10 protein-coding genes and 1 pseudogene are annotated in these 13496 nt (G+C 45.9%); 5 read left to right on the top strand and 6 right to left on the bottom strand.

Annotated features, from left to right (window positions below; translation table 11 throughout):
• Window positions 1-412: 412 nt before the first annotated feature.
• Complete coding sequence (locus ACVA54_RS12275; protein ID WP_099080766.1) at window positions 413-2356, top strand: DEAD/DEAH box helicase; 1944 nt, start codon at window positions 413-415, stop codon at window positions 2354-2356.
• A gap of 61 nt (window positions 2357-2417) precedes the next feature.
• On the opposite strand, the gene ACVA54_RS12270 is transcribed toward ACVA54_RS12275, so the two are convergent.
• Window positions 2418-3986 (bottom strand): putative bifunctional diguanylate cyclase/phosphodiesterase, encoded by a 1569-nt coding sequence (locus ACVA54_RS12270; RefSeq protein WP_119463989.1) that lies wholly within the window; start codon window positions 3984-3986, stop codon window positions 2418-2420.
• A 335-nt stretch (window positions 3987-4321) separates the two neighbouring features.
• Here ACVA54_RS12270 and ACVA54_RS12265 point away from each other — a divergent pair, with 335 nt between their 5' ends.
• The 3 genes and pseudogenes from ACVA54_RS12265 (at window position 4322) to ACVA54_RS12255 (ending at window position 6968) form a co-directional block, all read left to right on the top strand.
• The gene (locus ACVA54_RS12265; RefSeq protein ID WP_099080767.1) at window positions 4322-5515 is read left to right on the top strand and encodes an acetate/propionate family kinase; all 1194 of its coding nucleotides are present in this window, start codon (window positions 4322-4324) and stop codon (window positions 5513-5515) included.
• A 70-nt stretch (window positions 5516-5585) separates the two neighbouring features.
• Window positions 5586-6279, top strand: a pseudogene (locus ACVA54_RS12260) (DMT family transporter).
• Window positions 6280-6425: 146 nt separating this feature from the next.
• Window positions 6426-6968 (top strand): DUF2301 domain-containing membrane protein, encoded by a 543-nt coding sequence (locus ACVA54_RS12255; protein ID WP_119463950.1) that lies wholly within the window; start codon window positions 6426-6428, stop codon window positions 6966-6968.
• On the opposite strand, the gene ACVA54_RS12250 is transcribed toward ACVA54_RS12255, so the two are convergent.
• The 5 genes from ACVA54_RS12250 to ACVA54_RS12230 all read right to left on the bottom strand — a co-directional run bounded on the left by ACVA54_RS12250 (window position 6956) and on the right by ACVA54_RS12230 (window position 11973).
• Window positions 6956-7870: a hydroxymethylglutaryl-CoA lyase gene (locus tag ACVA54_RS12250; RefSeq protein ID WP_446649644.1), complete on the bottom strand. Its 915-nt coding sequence runs from the start codon at window positions 7868-7870 to the stop codon at window positions 6956-6958. The two genes, ACVA54_RS12255 and ACVA54_RS12250, sit on opposite strands and share 13 nt — an antisense overlap.
• Complete coding sequence (locus ACVA54_RS12245; RefSeq protein ID WP_446643044.1) at window positions 7867-8712, bottom strand: enoyl-CoA hydratase-related protein; 846 nt, start codon at window positions 8710-8712, stop codon at window positions 7867-7869. Before ACVA54_RS12245 ends, ACVA54_RS12250 begins: the two co-directional genes overlap by 4 nt.
• Before the next feature lie 16 nt (window positions 8713-8728).
• The gene (locus ACVA54_RS12240) at window positions 8729-10333 is read right to left on the bottom strand and encodes a carboxyl transferase domain-containing protein (RefSeq protein ID WP_446643043.1); all 1605 of its coding nucleotides are present in this window, start codon (window positions 10331-10333) and stop codon (window positions 8729-8731) included.
• A gap of 21 nt (window positions 10334-10354) precedes the next feature.
• Window positions 10355-11524 (bottom strand): isovaleryl-CoA dehydrogenase, encoded by a 1170-nt coding sequence (locus ACVA54_RS12235; protein WP_119463948.1) that lies wholly within the window; start codon window positions 11522-11524, stop codon window positions 10355-10357.
• A gap of 83 nt (window positions 11525-11607) precedes the next feature.
• Window positions 11608-11973, bottom strand: a complete 366-nt coding sequence (locus tag ACVA54_RS12230; protein WP_099080773.1) for a MerR family transcriptional regulator — start codon at window positions 11971-11973, stop codon at window positions 11608-11610.
• 288 nt (window positions 11974-12261) lie between these two features.
• On the opposite strand from ACVA54_RS12230, the gene ACVA54_RS12225 reads away from it, so the two are divergent.
• Complete coding sequence (locus ACVA54_RS12225; protein WP_099080774.1) at window positions 12262-13491, top strand: thiolase family protein; 1230 nt, start codon at window positions 12262-12264, stop codon at window positions 13489-13491.
• The last annotated feature ends 5 nt before the right edge of the window (window positions 13492-13496 follow it).

The following is a 13496-nucleotide window of genomic DNA, read 5'->3' as shown; positions in this document are numbered from 1 at the left end:
TCTTCTGTTATACGCGATGGGCATTTGAAACATCTTTTCTTAACTTACCAATGGAACTGCACGCACGATACTCATTGCGAGCTATTATTACTACTTATAGCACGCAATTTCGATGTGAATTCTATATGAAATAGTCACGTGTTGCGGTGTGCTTTTTTCTTTAAAATGGGTGGAGAGGTGGAAAATTATGCATATTATACCGTTTATGAAATAAATTGTGATGTAATTCAATTTTTTCTGGCTTTTTTTATGCATTTAGGGAATAATCCGCCTCCCTTAGTCGTCCCTAATGGCTTATCGCGGTTGAGTACTGTGCTAATTCCTATCTGAATGGATTTAGTATCTGGAAGAATCAGTATCGAATTAGAAGAGCATATGGGACTGTTTTTTTGTTAAATTAAGTAGGATCCCAATGCAAGATTCTGTTATTCAGTTCAGTGATTTGTCACTGAATGATTCTATCCTTTCTGCTCTAGACGGAATGGGTTTCGTGTCACCAACTCCAATTCAGGCTGCGGCAATCCCTCACCTATTGGAAGGTGCTGACGCGCTGGGCAAGGCACAAACGGGTACAGGTAAAACGGCAGCGTTCTCTCTGCCTCTGCTAAACAAGCTAGATCTTAATCAACGTAAACCACAAGCTATCGTACTTGCTCCAACTCGTGAGCTAGCGATTCAGGTTGCGGCTGAAATGAAAAACCTTGGTAAAAACATCCAAGGTCTTAAAGTTCTAGAGATTTACGGTGGTGCTTCTATCGTAGATCAAATGCGTGCACTGAAAAACGGTGCTCACGTTATTGTTGGTACACCTGGCCGTGTTCAAGACCTTATCAACCGTGAACGTCTACACCTAGACGAAGTACACACATTCGTACTAGATGAAGCAGACGAAATGCTAAACATGGGTTTCGTTGACGACGTAACGAATATCATGGAACACGCTCCATCTTCTGCACAACGTGTATTGTTCTCTGCAACAATGCCGCCAATGCTGAAAAACATTGTAGAGCGTTTCCTACGTGATCCTATCACTGTTGACGTAGCAGGTAAGAACCACACTGTAGACAAAGTTCAACAGCAGTTCTGGGTAGTAAAAGGTGTAGAGAAAGATGAAGCAATGTCTCGTCTTCTTGAAACTGAAGAAACTGACGCGTCAATCGTATTCGTACGTACACGTCAAGATACCGAGCGCCTAGCTGATTGGCTATCTGCACGTGGCTTTAAAGCTGCGGCTCTGCACGGTGATATTCCTCAGTCTCTACGTGAGCGTACTGTTGATCACATCAAACAAGGTGTTATCGACATCCTAGTTGCAACTGACGTTGTTGCACGTGGTCTTGACGTTCCACGTATTACACACGTATTTAACTACGACATCCCATTCGATGTTGAGTCTTACATCCACCGTATCGGTCGTACAGGTCGTGCTGGACGTAAAGGTAAAGCTATCCTTCTCGTTCGTACTAACCAAATCCGTATGCTTCGCACTATCGAGCGTGTAACTAAGTCATCTATGGAAGAAATCCAACTTCCTCTACGTGACCAAGTTGCAGAAGCTCGTCTAAGCAAGCTAGCGGCTGAGCTAGAAGCTGAGAAAGAGCACAAAGCACTCGATAAGTTTGCTGAACTTGTAGAGAAACTACAAACTTCTCTAGAAATTGACCCAGCAATGCTAGCGGCTATGCTGCTTAAGCGTCAGCAAGGTAAACGTCCTCTATTCTATATTGGTGAAGACCCAATGGTAGAAGCGATTGAGCGTGATAAGCAACGTCGTAAAGATCGTCGTGAAGGCGGTCGTGAAGGTGGTCGTGAAGGTGGTCGCAGCTTTAATACTCAAGATTGGGATACTTACCAACTACAAGTTGGCCGTGAGCAAGGTGTTCAAGTTAAAGACATCGTTGGTGCTCTAGCGAACGAACTAGGTCTTGGTAAAGGTTCTATCGGTGCAATCAAGCTAGCACAAGGTCACACTTTTGTTCAGCTACCAAAAGCAATGACATCTGATGCGGCAACTAAGCTAAGTAAGCTACGTATCCGTCAACAAGATGTTGGTGCTGTAGTATGTGATTTCGATGACTTCCGTGAGTCTCGTGGTGGTCGCCGTGACGGTGGTCGTCGCGATGGCGGTCGTCGTGAAGGTGGCTTCCGTGGCAATCGTGATGGTAACCGCGAAGGTGGTGCGCGTCGTGAAGGTGGTGGCTACCGTGGTAACCGCGATGGTAACCGCGATGGTAACCGCGAGGGTAACCGCGAAGGTGGTGAACGTCGTTTCGATCGTAACCGTGGTGGCGATCACCGTGGTGCGCACCGTGGCGAACGTGGTCACAGCCGTCCTCGTCGTACACAAGACGCATAATTGATTTCGCGCTTTCGCGAATTGAACTGATAAAAAAGCCGAGCGAAATGCTCGGCTTTTTCTATGCGCTTAAAATATTACGTTGTTTGTTATCGTGTTCATTCACCCAAGTAATCACTTCATTCAAGGGTAGGGCAGGGCTGAATAGGTAGCCTTGGATGATGTCGCAGCCTTTGCTACGAAGAAAGTGCAATGTATCCATATCCTGAACACCTTCTGCTACCACGGAATACCCTAGGCCATGAGCTAATGCGATGGTATTTTCTACGATTGAACGTGAGCCAGTTGTCCGGCTAGCTGAGTTTAGAAACGAGCGATCGATCTTAATTTGATCAACGGGAAGATCTCTCAGTAACGAGAGCGATGAATAGCCGGTTCCAAAATCATCCAGACTAATTTTGATGCCTAATGATTTGATCTTATCAATCAACGGAGTGAGTTCCGACAGGCGATCAATTGCCATTGTTTCTGTAATTTCTAAATTGATTAGGGAAGAAAATGCAGGGTTGTCGGAGAGCAGTTTGTCTAGACGGGAGAACAGCAAGTTTGAGGAGAGGTCTTTGGCCGATAAGTTAATATGCACAGGTAACTGAATGTCATATTTGAAAAGTTCATTTAGGTCTTTCTCAACCTGACCGATGACCCACATGGTAATGTAGTTGACTTGGTTACTGCGCTCAGCAATAGGAATGAAATCGTCCGGCGAAAAAATGATATTCCCACTAGTATCTTTCCACCGAATCACGGCTTCAAATCCCACCACGAGATTTGAGTTCGCATCGATTAAAGGCTGGTAGTACAATTTGAACTCTTTTTTATCCAATGCGGATTGAATACGAGATGATATTTCAAGTTGGTATTTGGCGCCGACATTCATGTCTTCGTGATAAAAAGAGAACAGTTTCCCATCGTTTTTTGCACAATACATTGCGATGTCTGCTCGTTTTATCAGAGAGTCGCTTTTCTCTGAGTCGTTAGGAAAAGTACTGACACCAAAAACGGCGCTTGAAGAGAATTCAAACTCATCGATTGAAAACTTCTTGGACAGCGTTGCGTCGAGTTTTTCAATTAAGTTCGCAATCTCATGATGCACACTTAAGGCAGTGAGAATCACAAATTCGTCACCTCCCACTCTGAATATTTTGTCTTTTTTAGATAGAACGGATTGCAATCGCTGGCCAATTTGAACCAAAAGTTGATCACCGCAATTATGTCCCATCGCATCGTTAACTTGCTTGAAGTTGACCACATCAAACAAAATGACGGAAAACGCCTTAGTATCGTTTATGTTTTGGTCAATGATATCAAAACAATATTTCCGATTTGGTAGCCCAGTTAGGGTATCATGTGTGGCGTTACGCTTTTCTTTGTCAGCCAGCTTATGCAACTCATTGATAGAGTCGTTGCTCCATTTGAGAACCAGAACTACGAATATACTGCCGCCGAAGAGACTTAAAGAAACGGCCATATCTAACAAAGAGACGAACTCTTTTTTAGTGATTGAATGTAGGTAAAGTGCGTAAGAGGCGATAAAACCAGTGATGAGCAGCAACAGCCATCCCCAACCAGAGACATCAGTTTTCGAGCATATACTTTTAGTTTTTATCCAGCCCCAACATAGTAAAAGCATCCCAATGGACACGAATATAAATGCAAAATCAGACACGTCTCTATTCCATTAGTTTTATTTATATAAAATTCATACAGTTGACATAAACAACTTAGCGCATACTTTTGGTTTTGAAAAGACTTATTAATACCACTTTTGTTGTAACAACTCTTTTTTTTTCATCTTCAAATAAAATCCAAACTTGTTGTAGATCAACTAAACTTACTCAAGTCAGAGGTCTATGCTAAAAGATAGTTGAAAGATTAAAAAATTATTGAATAATAGGGCCGCAAACAAGAAGCACACAGCGCATCAGCGCAATCACAACCTCTGCTCCACAACAGGAAAACTATTTCATGTCTAATTCGTTTGTACTGGTGATCAACTCTGGTAGCTCATCACTAAAATTTGCAGTTATCGATTCAACTTCTGGCGATGCTGTGCTAAGTGGTTTAGGCGAATGCTTTGGTCTGTCAGACGCTCGTATGAGTTGGAAATTCAACGGTGAAAAAACAGAAATCGCAATCGAAGGCGACGATAGCCATCATAAAATTGCTATTGGTAAGCTGGTTGATTTAACCGAAGAATTTGGCCTAGCTAAAGACATCGTAGCGGTGGGTCACCGTATCGTTCACGGCGGTGAGAAATTCACAAAGACAGTTCGCATTACTGAAGAAGTTACAGCAGAAATTGAAAAACTTGCCGATCTTGCTCCACTACATAACCCTGCAGGTGCTATTGGTATTCGTGCTGCTATCGAAGCGTTTCCAACCCTTCCTCAGTTTGCTGTATTCGATACTGCCTTCCACCAAACGATGCCTCAGCGCGCATTCACAGGTGCAATTGCGAAAGAGCTATACACAGACTTCGGCATTCGTCGATACGGTTTCCACGGTACTAGTCACTACTTCGTAAGCCGTGAAGCTGCGAAGATGTTGAACAAACCCGTTGAAGAATCAAGCTTCATCTCGGTACACCTAGGTAACGGTGCTTCTGTTTGTGCAATTAATAAAGGTGAATCTGTAGATACGTCTATGGGCTTTACCCCACTGTCAGGTCTAATGATGGGGACACGTTGTGGTGACCTGGACCCAGGCATTATTGAGTTCCTACTGAAAAAAGGTTGGTCTCAAGAGAAAGTATTTGGTTCATTGAACAAAGCTTCAGGCTTCTTAGGTGTTTCTGGCCTAACAAGTGATGCTCGCGGTATTTTGGAAGCGATGGAAGAGGGGCACGAAGGCGCGACGCTAGCATTCCAAGTGTTTACATACCGTGTATCTAAATACATTGCTTCTTACCTTGCTGCCCTTGATTCATTCGATGGCATCATCTTCACTGGCGGCATCGGCGAGAACTCTCTGCCAATTCGTCGCGAAATTCTGAAAAACCTAAAATTGTTGGGTTTTGTTGAAGATGTGAAAGGTAACGAAGAAGCACGCTTTGGCAACGCAGGTGTTGTTGCTACATCTGAGTTACTTGGTGCGAAAGCACTGGTTATTCCTACCAATGAAGAGTGGGTTATCGCTCAACAGTCGGTAGAACTGCTGTAAAACGGCAAAAATTTTGGGAACTAAGTCAAAGCCCTTTCCGCTTGGAAAGGGCTTTTTTTCGTAAGTCATTATGCTCAACTCTGAACGCAAAGCGGCACTTGTGCTTGTCGCAACAACGATGATCGCCGCACTCGGCTGGATTTTTCCAAAGAAACGATTCAGGGGCTTCCACCTTTTGGATTTATTGGATTGCGATTTACCATCGCTTCAATCTGTTTACTGCCTTTGTGTATCAGGCCGCTCCTTACTGCGAACGTGAAAGACGTGCTGTCAGCAAGTGGTGTCGGCTTACTGATGATGACCTGGATATATGCCATTTCGGTCAGTGATACTCTCGGTGAAGGGGCGTTCATCATGAGTTTGTCGATGTTGTTTGTTCCGATTGTTGCATGGGCGTAATTTCGTCAGCGTCCTCAAAGGATATTTTGGGTGTCGCTGCCCATCGCCGTTTGGGACTGTTCGTTTCGTTCTGTTTGGAGTCTCGGCCAACAGAGGTTGATTCCTCGATTTGGGTTTGGTTTGCGCTTAGTACATTGTTAGCCACCAGTTTGCGCGATGTGATGCAGACCATGGGACAAAAATTTGTGCAGGCAGGAAACGCCGCATTCATTATGATCCTAGAACCAGTTTGGACGGTGATGCTCAGTGTTTCTTGGTACGGTGAGGTGTTGACGGCAAAGAAGCTAGTCGGTTGCGCACTCATCTTATTTTCGCTGATTGTTTATCGGACAGGCGGTAAATTCAGTTTTAGCGTTGGCCGATAGAAGTGGCATTAGTGGGAGAGGTGGGTATCCTTAATTTAAGCACTTTGGTTTTTGAAATGCATTAGTACTCTGCAGTTCTTGGCAAGTGACTTTACGAAGAAAAGCGAACCGAAGAAGGTCAATGCGGATTAGTAAGGCAATAGAGCATGGCAAATATTGAACATCAAGAAACGCTCGATTCTCTGGATAAACTCAGCGTATGTTTATATCGCCTAGGTATTAGTTTATTTGCGTTGACCTTGATGGCGCTTTCTATGGTTGTTTATGGTGCTTTTTTACAAGGTTACCAATGGACCATCACTGGTATTTGTGTTGCCGGTGCATTGTCCGCTGCCAATGTTCATATTTACAGTAAACGTGTACGAGTCGTGATCTGTTGGTCTTCGTGGATTGGGCTTGTTTTGTTGGCGAGTGATTTTGAACGGAGCCTCGTTTGGCTGGCATTAGGTTTTATCTTCGTGACGTTTTCTGGCATCGCCTTGAAAGAATCGTTCTGCTTTAAAGTTCCGGGATTAAAGCTCGTCCCAGTTTTACTCGCCATCGCAACATTTTCTATTTGGTATGAGTTATCCACTTTTGCCGCGCTCTCCTTGTTGATTGCTGGGGTGATCATGGGGTACCTGTCCATATTGAAGTGGCGAATGCCATTACACTTTGATATCGGTATTAAGGATAATTATGAGGTGTAGGAATCGCTGCGACGCCGCAAAACCAACGACACTTTAGACGTTGGCTGGCGGTTAAGCTCTTCACTGATCATCCATCCGGCCTTCGCCAATAACTCCAAATCGACACCCGTTTCTATTCCTAAACCTTGACAGAGATAAAGTACATCTTCAGTCGCTACATTCCCAGAAGCACCATGAGCGTATGGGCAGCCACCAAGCCCAGCAACACTGCTATCAATAGTATCAATGCCCATGGTTAACGCTTGGTAGATATTTGCCAATGCTTGTCCCCACGTATCGTGGAAATGAACGGCCAACTGGTGAGTTGGAATGACGGCTTGCGCGGTTTCTAACATATGGGCAACGCCTTTTGGGGTGCCAGTTCCGATGGTATCCCCCAGTGATACCTGATAGCAGCCTAAGTCGATTAATGCTTTTGCCACTTTGGCGACTTGATTTGGGCGGGTAGGGCCATCATATGGGCAATCGATAACACACGAGAGGTATCCCCTCACAGGGATATTTTGCTTGGTCGCCATTTCCATGATAGGTTCGAATCGCTTCAGGCTTTCTGTAATGGAACAATTGATATTATGTTGGCAAAACCCTTCCGAGCAAGAGGTAAAAATCGCGACTTGGTTTGCACCCGCTTTTAATGCTTGCTCAAGACCTTTAAAGTTGGGAGTGAGTGCCGAATATATGACATTGCCACGGCGAGTAATCGCGTTCATTACTTCAAGTGAGTCCGCCATTTGAGGTACCCATTTTGGAGAAACAAACGCTCCCGCCTCAATGTGCGTCAAACCCGTATCAGATAGAAGGTTGATTAATCGGATTTTGGTATGGGTTGAAACTGGCTCTTCATTTTGCAATCCATCTCTGGCGCCAACTTCTACGATATTTACTTTACGGGGCAGTATCATCGTGCATCCTTAGAGGGCTTCGTTACCCAGCTTGGAGTCTGTTTTTCTAGAAACGCTTGCAAGCCATCTTGCCCTTGGGGAGAAACGCGAACATCTGCGATCAATTGGCTGGTGTAGTGGATAAGGTCTGCGTCGATTGGGTTCTGGTGGCATTGATGACAGAGGGCTTTGGCTTTGCGCATGGCGTCGGGGCTATTCAGAAGCAGTGAGTCTATAAGCGTGTCAATGGTATCGTCAATCTTATCCAATTTATGTACTTCATGTATGATGCCGAACTTTTCAGCGTTGTGGGCACTGATCACCTCTGCGCTAAGAATGTAGCGACGTGCTTGCCGATTCCCCATCGCACGCATTACGTATGGTGCTATCGTTGCGGGGACCAAACCCAATTTCACTTCACTTAGACAAAACTGAGTATCGTCTGCGGCAATGGCGATATCACAGCAGCAAATTAACCCCAATGCCCCCCCGAATGCAGAGCCTTGAACGACGGCTAGCGTTGGCTGGGGAAACGAATCGAGTGTGTGCATCAGCCTGGCAAGGTTCGTCGCATCATCGAGGTTTTGTTTTCGTGTACTGGTTGCCATAGACTTCATCCAATTAAGATCAGCACCGGACGAGAAGTGTTTTCCACTGCCACGCAAGACTAAGCAGCGAACATCGGTACGCAGAGCAAGGTAGTCGAGACGGTGGATCAGCAAGTCGATCATGCAGGCATCAAAGGCGTTGTGTTTATCGGTACGGTTGAGAGTCAATGTCGCAACACCATGTTTATCAACGTGCCAAAGTACATCATTTTGTCGGTTTGCATTTGGTGTGATGCTAGGTTGTAGCTCCTGCATAGCGTGTCCTTCCCATTTACATTCTGAATATACCAAATTCACTGTCAGGAATTGGCGCATTGAGCGTGGCTTTCAATGCTTGCGCCAGTACATGACGTGTCTCCTTAGGGTCAATAATGCCGTCATCCCATAATCGTGCACTGGCATAGTAGGGATGCCCCTGAGACTCATACAAGTCTAAGATAGATTCTCGAAATGTCCTTTCTTCTTGTTCAGGCCAAACTTCACCTTGGCGCTTTTTTACTTCTCTTCGAACTTTGGTGAGTACGCCTGCCGCTTGCTCTCCCCCCATCACCGAGATACGTGCATTTGGCCACATCCACATCATGGTGGGGTCATAGGCTCGTCCGCACATGCCATAATTTCCTGCACCATAGGAACCACCGATGATGACAGTAAATTTAGGTACATCGGCACATGCCACCGCCATTACCAGCTTTGCACCGTGTTTAGCAATACCCTCCGCCTCGAGTTTTTTACCGACCATGAACCCGGTAATGTTTTGGAGAAACAGGAGGGGAATTTTACGTTTGGCACACAGTTCGATAAAGTGCGTTCCTTTTTGTGATGATTCTGAGAATAAGATGCCATTATTGGCCACAATCCCAATCAGGTGGCCATGAAGCCTCGCAAATCCGCACACTAACGTTTTTCCATATAGTGCTTTGAACTCGTCAAAGTCGGAGTCATCCACGATGCGCGCAATGATCTCTCTAACATCAAAAGTGAGACGAAGGTTCGCATTGACGATCCCGTACATCTCTTTGGCGTCGTAGCGAGGAGGTAAAATGGTTTTATTACAGACGACAGGGCTCGGTTGGTTGCTGTTTGAAATCGCTTCTCTAGCAAGTTGTAAAGCATGCTTGTCATTATCGGCGTAATAGTCGGCCACACCCGATTTACGGCAATGGACATCAGCACCGCCAAGCTCTTCTTCGCTTACCACCTCTCCAGTCGCCGCTTTGACCAGAGGTGGGCCAGCTAAAAAGATGGTGCCTTGTTGTTTCACCATAATCGATACGTCGGCCATGGCTGGCACATAGGCTCCGCCTGCGGTGCAAAGCCCCATCACGACGGCAACTTGCGGAATGCCTTTGGCGGACATTCTGGCCTGATTGAAGAAGATGCGTCCAAAATGGTCTCTATCAGGAAAAACCTCCGCTTGGTATGGGAGATTTGCCCCGCCTGAGTCGACCAAGTACACGCAAGGTAACTGGCAACGCTGTGCAATTTCTTGAGCACGTAAATGTTTTTTCACCGTGAGTGGATAATACGTCCCGCCCTTGACCGAAGGGTCGTTGGCAATCACCATACATTGAATGCCCTCGATGGTGCCAATGCCAGCAACCACGCCGGCGCAGGGGATCGATTCATCGTACACTTGCCATGCGGCGAATTGACCAATTTCTAGAAATTCACTGTCATCGTCGAGCAAGCACGCCAAACGTTCACGAACGGGCAATTTTCCTTTTAATCTTTGACGTTCGATCGCTTTGTTGCCGCCACCTTGTTTGATGATTTCGATGTTTGCATTGAGGTTTTTCACCAACTCAGTCATGACGATTTTGTTAGACTGAAACAACTCACTCATTGGCTTGGTTTTACTTTTAATGATGGCCATGGAGATTTCCTTGTTGGAGGATTAACGAGACTCTTCAAACAGTTCACGACCAATCAGCATTCGACGTATTTCCGAGGTTCCGGCACCAATTTCGTACAACTTGGCGTCTCGCAGTAATCGTCCTGTCGCGTATTCGTTGACGTAACCATTGCCACCTAGCAATTGAATGGCGTCTAAAGCCATTTGCGTCGCCAATTCTGCGCTATATAGGATTACTCCAGCGGCATCCTTTCGAGTGCATTCGCCTCGGTCGCACGCCGCTGCAACGGTATAGACATACGCTTTCGCGGCATTCATGCGTGAGTACATGTCTGCGAGTTTGCCTTGCACCAATTGGAACTCACCAATGGATTTGCCAAACTGTTTTCGTTCGTGAACGTAGGGGATAACCTCATCCATACAGGCTTGCATAATGCCGAGTGGGCCTGCCGCGAGGACGACTCGTTCGTAATCGAGACCACTCATGAGAACTTTGATACCTTGATTGACGTCTCCAAGTACGTTTTCTTTCGGTACTCTGCAGTTTTTGAATATTAATTCACATGTGTTTGAACCACGCATGCCAAGCTTCTCGAGCTTTTGTGCATGACTAAAACCTGCAAAATTACGCTCAATAATAAACGCAGAGAGACCTCGTGACTTTGCACTTGGGTCCGTTTTAGCGTAAACGACGAAGGTATCGGCATCAGGCCCGTTAGTGATCCACATTTTAGTACCATTAAGCAGGAAGTGATCGCCTTTGTCTTCTGCTCGCAATTGCATGCTGACCACATCAGAGCCGGAGTTCGGCTCACTCATCGCTAGTGCGCCAATATGAGTACCGTCAATCAGTTTTGGCAGGTACTTCTCGCGTTGGGTTTGAGTTCCGTTTCGGTAGATTTGGTTAACACAAAGGTTGGAGTGAGCGCCGTAACTCAACCCAACGGAGGCAGACGCGCGGCTGATCTCTTCCATTGCCACAACATGAGCGAGATAGCCCATTCCTGCGCCGCCGAACGCTTCACTTACCGTTACGCCAAGCAAGCCCATTTCTCCAAATAGAGGCCAAAGGTGATTAGGAAATTGATTGTAGTGGTCGATATTGGCAGCGATAGGGGCGATGTGCTCGGACGAAAAGGCATTCACGTGATCGCGGAGCATATCGATGGTTTCACCAAGCCCAAAACTTAATGGGGTGTAGCTTGTCTTCATAACGTTTCCCTGTTTTAAGTACGAAAGAGGTGAGAGTTATACTGCTTGCTTGGGCAAATTTAAGGGTCTGTTTTTTTGTCTTGTTATCGGTTTAGTGCCTGTTGACATCGTTCTTTAGCGGCGTTGAGTTCGGCCATGACAACACCAATATCGTCCAGTTGTTGCTGTAGATGCGCTTGTTTCTCATCGATGATGGTGAGCATTTTAATCAGTTGACTGTCTGTCTGTTGTGTGTCGTAAAGCTCAAATAATTCGCGAATTTCTGCAAGGGAAAAGCCTAAACGCTTGCCACGTAAAATCAGTTTGAGACGCGTTTTATCTCGGCGCTGATAGACACGAATGTTGCCTTTGCGCTCTGGTTCAATTAGCCCTACATCCTCATAAAATCGGATACTCCGAGTCGTGATGTCGAACTCCTTCGCTAGGTCACTAATCTTGTATTTTTCCACCGGACACTTCCCCTAATTAAAAATGCAGTTGCTGCAAATTACGTCATGCTTGTTTAAGCGAAAGGCGCTTCCTTTACCTGAGTTTAAAATTTAATTGTTATAAAGTTGTTTGTTAACGTTGACGTAAATGTTAGTGCTATGCTTACGTAAACGTCAAGAAATCACAGTGCGAAAGTTCGTCGCTTTATAAGAGGCTGGAGCTACCATGCAAAATATGTGGAAGCCCGTGGTAGCAGGTGTGAGGGATGAGTTCGTGATCGGTGAATTATCGTCAATAAGGACGGCATCATGAGAAACGACATCTGGATTGTCAGCGCCAAGAGAACGCCAATTGGGCGATTTCAAGGTCAATTACGAAGCTACTCTGCGCCGCAGTTAGGTGCATTGGCGATTAAGGCAACTTTAAAAGCATGTGGTATTAAATCGGTGGATGAAGTCTACATGGGTTGTGTTTTAGCAGCGGGCTGTGGTCAAGCTCCCGCTAGGCAAGCGGCTTTGGGAGCCGGCTTACCACACACCACCGCCTGTACGACGATCAACAAAGTTTGTGGTTCAGGCATGAAGAGCGTCATGCTGGCAAGCGATCTGATTAAAGCGGGTTCGATCAATACTGCTATCGCTGGTGGTATGGAAAGTATGACCAATGCGCCATATTTACTCAAAGAAGCAAGGAATGGTATGCGTATGGGGCACAAATCGACGTATGACCATATGTTTCTTGATGGTTTGCAAGACGCTTATGAAGGGCATTTAATGGGCGTGTATGCTCAGCAGACGGCCGATCACTCTGAGTTCACGCGAGAGCAAATGGATGAATGGGCGATGATGTCTGCCAAACGTGCGCTAGATGCACAAGAGCAGCGTTTGTTTGATGATGAAATCTCTCCGATCGACGTAACTACACCAATTGCCTCTTTGACTCTGGATTACGATGAGCATCCACGCTCAATCAAACTCGAAAAAATCCCTAAGCTTAAGCCGGCTTTCGACTCTCTTGGGACCATCACGGCGGCGAATTCCAGCGCGATTTCAGATGGTGCGGCTGCGCTCGTACTTATGGATGAAGAAAGCGCCCGTCATAAAGGCTTAACGCCATTAGCAGTCATTAAGGGTTACTCGACACATGCAAGAAAGCCTTCAGAATTTACCCTTGCACCTGTATTTGCAATTGAGCAATTACTCTCACAGCTCGACTGGTCGGTGGATGAAGTGGATCTTTGGGAAATCAACGAAGCCTTTGCAGTGGTTACCCAAATTGCTGTTCGCCAGTTAAGCCTCGATCAAAACAAAGTCAACATCAAAGGGGGGAGCTGTGCACTTGGTCACCCCATTGGTGCCAGTGGTGCTCGAATCTTAGTCACACTCATTCACAGTCTGCGCCAGCTTCAAGCTTTGGGTGTTGAAGGGAATGCCAATAATAAGACGGTGATGCGAGGTGTAGCATCGTTGTGTATTGGTGGTGGAGAAGCAACCGCCATTGCTGTCGAAATACCGCTTGACTCTGATCAACGGAAATAGGAGCT

The organism is Vibrio sp. PNB23_22_6, from assembly GCF_052877535.1.
The sequence above is the reverse complement of the archived record's forward strand: the minus strand, read 5'-3'. Positions and strand labels throughout refer to the sequence as shown.